Source organism: Clostridia bacterium (assembly GCA_019683875.1).
GTDB lineage: Bacteria > Bacillota > Sulfobacillia > RBS10-35 > Bu92 > Bu92.
Window position 1 is genome coordinate 1 of record JADGHN010000106.1, and the last position, 5,683, is coordinate 5,683.

A 5,683-nucleotide genomic window follows, 5' to 3' on the forward strand; every position below is an offset into this window, starting at 1 on the left:
CTCGAACACTCCGTGGCCGGGGGGAGGGCGGTGTGCGGGGGAGGCCCGCGCGCTGCCGACGAGGTCGTTCTCGAGGTGACGGGCCTGCAACCCCCGCCCGGCCTGGACGCGCCGCTGCGTCGCGCGCGGCACCTGCAGTTCGTGCCCTGCCTTCACCTTGGCAGTTATATGTCCATCACCCGCGCCGGCCTTGGCTGGGCGCCGCCCGGTCGGGTTGCCGACCGGTTCCGCGTCTTCTACGAGCCCCTGCCCGCGACATCGGGTCGCTCCGAGGCACGCCGCGACACGCGTGGGACGTCGGCCGGACGGATCGCAGCGCCGCCGTCCAAAGGCGTGGTTGCGGCCCAGGGAACGGACCCCTCCGCGGGCCTGCAGGTGCTCGATCTCGGCAACCTGGTTCCCGCTCTGGAAGCATTGGGCGACGCCACCCGCGTCGCCATGCTGCAACTGTTGCGCAGGGGAGGTGAGATGTTCGCCGGCCAGGTCGCCGAGGCGCTGCGCCTGCACCCGAGCACCGTCTCTCGCCATTTCGCGCAACTTGAGGCGGCCGGCCTTGTGCGGGTGCGGAGAGAAGGCAACGTGAAGTACTACCGCCTCGAACGGGAGCGGTTGCGGGCCGTGGCCCGCGTGCTGGAGCAAGAGCTGGGTTAAGACCGGAAGTCGGGTCGGACCACATCGTGGATGCAAGGAGGAAGGATCCATGTCGTCCCTGCTGGATCCCGCCGCGCTGCTTGAAGTCCTTGAGGGCAATCGCCGCTTGACGCTGCGCACGATCGAAGCGTTTCCCGAGGACAAGCTGTTCACCTACCGCCCCGTGGAGCCGCTGCGCCCGTTCGCCGCGATGGTGAAGGAGATTTTAGACCTCGAAGACGGCTACGTCCGCGGCATCGCCACCGGCGAGTGGACCACGCAGGACACATGCGCAGGTGTTCAAACGAAGTCGGACCTGCTCGCCGCATGCGAGCGTGTGCGGGCTCGCACCCGGGAACTCTGGCAGCGCCTGACCGTGGAACGGCTGTTGACCGTCGAGCCGGACCCGTTCTGGGGAGGCCCGCCGCAGAGCCACTTCGAGAGGATGCTCTACACCCTGGAGAACGAGATCCATCACCGGGGGCAGGGATTCATCTATCTGCGGCTGCTGGGCGTGGAGCCGCCGCAGTTCTACGAACGGTGACGCGACCGGGTGCCGCCCAGAATGCCGGGAGGTGGGACGCCCTGACGGGACATGCGGAGCCGATGGTCGAGGTCATCGACGTTCGAAAGTGCTTTGCGGACAGGGAGGCGGTCGCCGGGCTGAGCTTCTCCATCCGGCGCGGGGCCGTCGTGCGCCTGAGCTGGCGCGACGTTTCGGCCCGGCAGCGAGCGGCGGCGCTCTGCGCGGAGGCGTTGGGTGGCGAGCCGCTCGTCCGGGGCGACGCCGTCGAAGTGGTCGGACTGGTTCGCGGCGCTGAATCGCATTGTCGGCACGCTGAGCCGAGGGGATGTGCCGGCGCCCGACGTCGTGTAGACCGTGCCGCCGGGCCTGGACGAGGTGTTGAACCCCATGACCCATGCGGTCGACGGGGCGAGGGTTCTGGTGCTCGGGGGAAACCCGGGCGGCGTGCTCGCCGTGGCGGCGGCCCTCGCCCTGTTCGACGCTGCCATGCTCGCCCTGGCCGTGCGGGCCGCGCGACAGGCCACGGCATGAGGCCGACGGACGGGTCCGCAGGGTGCCGGTGGTTGCCTAGAGCGCGCCGTGGCGTGCTATAACCAGGAAGAGGAAATCACCGTGAACCACCCTGGCTGAAGAAGGTGACACGCCTTTGGCACCCGTCATCGAAGTCGACCAGCTCACCCGCACGTTCGGCGAGATCACGGCCGTCGACCACATCGCCTTCACCGTGGAGGAGGGCGAGATCTTCGGCTTCCTCGGCCCCAACGGCGCCGGCAAGTCGACGACGATCCAGATGCTCGCCACCCTGTTGGCGCCCACGTCCGGGACGGCCCGCCTGGCCGGCTTCGACGTGCGCCGCCAGGCGATGGACGTCCGCAAGCAGATCGGGATCGTGTTCCAGGACCCCTCGCTGGACAGCCGGCTCACCGCCGAGGAAAACCTTCGCTTCCACGCGCGTCTCTACGGCGTGCCCGCCGACGTCTACCGGAAGCGGTCAGACGAGGTGCTGGACATGATGGGCCTCAAGGACCGGCGCCAGTCGCTCGTCTCGACCTTCTCCGGCGGCATGAAGCGGCGGTTGGAGATCGCCCGCGGCCTGCTCCACCGGCCGCGCGTGCTCTTTCTCGACGAGCCCACCGTGGGCCTGGACCCGCAGACGCGCGCCGCCATCTGGGATTACGTAAAGCGCCTGCGCGACGAAACCGGCATCACCATCTTCATGACGACGCACTACCTCGACGAGGCCGAGCACTGCGACCGCATCGCCATCATCGACCACGGCAGGATCGTCGCCCTCGACACGCCGGCGGCCCTGAAGCGCGGGCTGGGCGGCGACGTCATCTACCTGCGGGGCCCGGACCTCCCCGGTCTCGCCGCGCGCCTGAAGCAGGAGTTCGGCCTGGACGCCGAGCACGCCGAGGGCCGCCTGGTGATTCGCACCGCCGACGCCGCGAGCCTGGCGCCGCGCATCCTCGCCGCGGTGGGATCAGGTGTGGAAAGCCTGGAAATCAAGCAGCCCACGCTGGACGACGTCTTCCTCTCCCTCACCGGCCGCGCCATCCGGGACGAGGAGGCGTCGCAGATGGATTCGTTCCGCGCGCACGCGCGCATGTGGAGGAACCGCCGATGATGTCCGGACTCAACACCATGTACACGATCTGGCTGCGGGAGATCTGGCGATTCATCCGGGAGCGGGAGCGCATCGTCGGCATGATCGGCCAGCCCCTCCTGTACCTCCTGATCATCGGCAGGGGCATCTCCGCCACCATGGGAATCCGCGGGGCGCCGGCCGGGCTGGACTACGTGACGTTCATGTATCCGGGCATCGTGGGCATGTCCATCCTGTTCACCTCGGTGTTCTCGGCCGTCAGCGTCATCTGGGACCGCGAGTTCGGCTTCCTAAAGGAGGTTCTGGTGGCGCCGGTGCCGCGTTGGGCGGTGGCGCTGGGGAAGGCCCTGGGCGGCGCGACGGTCACGACGCTCCAGACGGTGATCCTGCTCGTCCTCGCGCCGTTCGCCGGCATCCGCCTGACGCTCGGCGGCGTCGCCGAGATGCTGGCCATGGCCTTTCTGCTGTCGCTCGCGCTGACGTCGTTCGGGCTGGCCATCGCGTCGCGGATGACGAGCATGCAGGGCTTCCAGATGTTCATGAACTTCCTCATCATGCCGCTCTTCTTCCTGAGCGGCGCGATGTTCCCGTTGACCGACCGCGTCCCCGCGTGGATGCGGGCGCTCATGCACTTCGATCCGCTGACGTACGGCGTCGACGCGCTGCGGCACGCGCTGTACTCCGGGCCTGTGCTTGAAGTGATGCGCGCCGCGCAGCTCGTGCGCTTCAACCTTTGGACGGACGTGGCCGTGCTGGCCGGGCTCTCCTTGGTGCTGGCCGCGGTGGGCACCATGGCGTTCTCGCGGGCGTCGTAATGGGGGCCGACCCAGCGGCACAGGTCGACATGACAGGGTCCGGTGCCGGCCGGTCCGGCGGGGACTCGGTGGCGTAGGGTTGTCGAGCTCTCTACGCGACGGGTCCGCGGGGCGTTCAAGCAGATCACGGGCCGGCCGGACGGCGAACTTCGCTCCGGCGGAACCTCGGGTGGGCCGGCGCCTGATGCGGTGGGCCGACTCCATCGTCCCGGAGCTTATTGCGCCCGACCTAGAAGGCGGACCCCATAATCCAGCGGTAAATGTGGATGAACTACGTTTTACAATATAGAACTGCTCCATATATCTGTCGGATAGCGTCGTGAAAAAGTTGAAGATGAAGCAGGAACCGCGTGCGCTTGCACGAACTCCGATCCTATCGCAAGTGAACGTCTCATTTCCGCCAGAAGGAGGAGGGTCGGACGGTTGTCAAAGCGTGCTGCCTGGCTCCTTGTCGTTGCTACGATAGCGATGATGTCAGCTTGCTCAACGTCGTTGTCGGGGTCGGAGTCCGTCATGACTCGTACGTCACCCGCACAACAGAGTGAGGAGTCCTGCCGTCCCACCTCTGTGGGCCTCGCAGACCTGTTGTGGGTGATGAACCACGAGTTAGGCCCTGCGTACAAGATTGACGAGGTCCGTTTGGAGTACACTTCGCAAGATCCCGACAACGTAGGGTTCAACGGCGACTGGTCTCCGGGCGGATCCGGAGCGAGTGCCGACCCCAACCAAGTTCCGGTCGTGCACTTCTATGGGGCGGCTCAACGGGGGTCAGGCAGGATCGTCTCCATCACCGTAAACGACTCTCCTGTTGGTGACGTTTTCACAGAGGAGCGGCTTGCCCGGTTGCGAGACTTCTGGAATGCTGAATTCTCCATCATGAGTCCCGACTTGAGCGCGGATGAACGCCTAAAGCTTCTGCGTGCGTTGAAGCTAGTCGATTTAAGCCCGTCGGAGATGAAGGAATACTTCCGCGACCACGCCGATGCCGTGCAATCCGTGGACGGAACGGAGTACCGCGTATCGACTTCGGGCTCTGAAGAGGGGATCAGTCTTTTCCTCGAGGCGACGGCTTGCCCGACGCTCCGCGGATAGGGGCGTCAGGCGTGCCTCTGAGGATGCGCGAACCTAGGTACGATCGACGCTGCAGCCGAGGACGCTAAGTTGTTCCGGTTAAGGTGACACTCTAAACAGTCCACATGAAGGAGTAACCATCAAATCCACCGTACTTCTTGTTCACTGCTTTCTGTGCGTCTCGCAGTGGGACGTAGATCAACAGGACCACCCATCAACATCCGAAGAAGGGATTAGCTTGCCACCGCGTCCGACGGTCTGGCCTGCTAAGCCGCACACATTGGCGAAGATCGAGATCATCCGGCAGTACCTGGGCGCTTGGTTTGGCATTCTTGGTCAGACGCACCCACACCTCCGACGGACGTTCTCGAGGAGGTCCGAGACGCTCTCAGCAAAGAAGCGGCGACGGACATGATCGCATCTGTCGGCCTGCTCGAGTTGGTGTTCATCCCGTCGGCAGCCCAATGGTCGATCTTGACCACGGTGGTACCGGGCGGAGCCTCTGACGCCGGCCGTCCCTCAGGTGTTTCGGGCAGCATCGGTCCACGCTGAAGATGCGCTGGAACTCTCCGCCCGATCGGACGTGTGGCGAGCTGCGCGGCACCGGTTGGTGGGCATCGCGGCACGTGACCGTCGTCCGCCGCTCGCTGCGCCAGGGGCACATGGCTCTGTTGCTGGCCGGAGGCGAGCTGGACGGCGTGGTTGGTGCGGGCAAGGGCTGGCATCTCGTCAAGGGCTTTGTGGAGAAGATGGCCACCACCGAGGTCAACGAAGTCGAGGATGGGGAAGAATCGTTCGCACCGAGCGCTTTGTCGTCAAGGTGACGGCTCTCTTTCCGGATGGAAGGCTAGTCGAACTCGCGTGAAGGGGGCGGGACGGAACGTTTTGACGTCCAATGGGTCATACTGCTTCGCGGAGGGGAAGGTGGATGAAATTTGTTGGAGTCCAGTAGTGTGGTGTAAATTCGGCGGGATCCGTTGACGGAAACGGCCACCCCGTGGTTCCTACGAGTAGGTACCCCTACCAACTCGAAGG

7 protein-coding genes are annotated in these 5,683 nt (G+C 65.6%); all 7 read left to right on the forward strand.

From position 1 onward, the window contains the following. Positions 1 to 30: 30 nt before the first annotated feature. The 7 genes from IRZ18_08040 to IRZ18_08070 all read left to right on the forward strand — a co-directional run bounded on the left by IRZ18_08040 (position 31) and on the right by IRZ18_08070 (position 5,472). Positions 31 to 651 (forward strand): helix-turn-helix transcriptional regulator, encoded by a 621-nt coding sequence (locus tag IRZ18_08040; protein MBX5477054.1) that lies wholly within the window; start codon positions 31 to 33, stop codon positions 649 to 651. A 49-nt stretch (positions 652 to 700) separates the two neighbouring features. Next, positions 701 to 1,174: a DinB family protein gene (locus tag IRZ18_08045; protein ID MBX5477055.1), complete on the forward strand. Its 474-nt coding sequence runs from the start codon at positions 701 to 703 to the stop codon at positions 1,172 to 1,174. Between the two features lie 369 nt (positions 1,175 to 1,543). Beyond that, complete coding sequence (locus IRZ18_08050) at positions 1,544 to 1,687, forward strand: hypothetical protein (protein MBX5477056.1); 144 nt, start codon at positions 1,544 to 1,546, stop codon at positions 1,685 to 1,687. A 115-nt stretch (positions 1,688 to 1,802) separates the two neighbouring features. Continuing rightward, positions 1,803 to 2,783, forward strand: a complete 981-nt coding sequence (locus IRZ18_08055; GenBank protein MBX5477057.1) for an ATP-binding cassette domain-containing protein — start codon at positions 1,803 to 1,805, stop codon at positions 2,781 to 2,783. Further along, the gene (locus IRZ18_08060) at positions 2,780 to 3,577 is read left to right on the forward strand and encodes an ABC transporter permease (protein ID MBX5477058.1); all 798 of its coding nucleotides are present in this window, start codon (positions 2,780 to 2,782) and stop codon (positions 3,575 to 3,577) included. Before IRZ18_08055 ends, IRZ18_08060 begins: the two co-directional genes overlap by 4 nt. A gap of 639 nt (positions 3,578 to 4,216) precedes the next feature. Continuing rightward, positions 4,217 to 4,669 carry a hypothetical protein gene (locus tag IRZ18_08065; protein ID MBX5477059.1) on the forward strand — a complete coding sequence of 151 codons (453 nt, stop codon included), beginning with the start codon at positions 4,217 to 4,219 and terminating at the stop codon, positions 4,667 to 4,669. A 605-nt stretch (positions 4,670 to 5,274) separates the two neighbouring features. Continuing rightward, positions 5,275 to 5,472, forward strand: a complete 198-nt coding sequence (locus tag IRZ18_08070; GenBank protein ID MBX5477060.1) for a hypothetical protein — start codon at positions 5,275 to 5,277, stop codon at positions 5,470 to 5,472. The last annotated feature ends 211 nt before the right edge of the window (positions 5,473 to 5,683 follow it).